The following is a 373-nucleotide window of genomic DNA, read 5'->3' as shown; positions in this document are numbered from 1 at the left end:
AACGAGGGCAACGACCTCGTATCTTTTTGTGATGGCCGTTCCGACGATCAGTCGGCCTGTGGCGCCGGTTGCGCCTAATACTAGGATTTTCATGTCAGATCTCCGAATTTGTGCTGGGATGCCTCGATGGGGGAATGGTGACGGAAATCATCCACGTCCCTCGCCGATCCACTGTGCCGCGGCCTCGGCCGTGTCTTCAGGACGGGTATTGAAGGCGATTGCCGCCTTCGGTGCGGCGCGGTGGATCGCGTTGACGACCTTCTCGAAGAACGAAAGCCCTTTGGGCGGTAGGCGCAGGCCGCCACCGATCACGACGCAATCGTAATCCACATTTGCCAGTTGCGCCGCCAGTGTTTCGATGCCGCCGTCATCC

1 pseudogene is annotated in these 373 nt (G+C 59.5%); it reads right to left on the bottom strand.

Going from position 1 to position 373, the window contains the following annotated elements:
- Positions 1-147 precede the first annotated feature (147 nt).
- Positions 148-373 (bottom strand): annotated as a pseudogene (locus AC1DIX_RS28270) (hypothetical protein); the annotation flags it as partial.

This window comes from Massilia sp. 05N420, from assembly GCF_056397205.1.
Note: the sequence above shows the minus strand (reverse complement) of the source record. Positions and strands in the feature narration are given on the sequence as shown.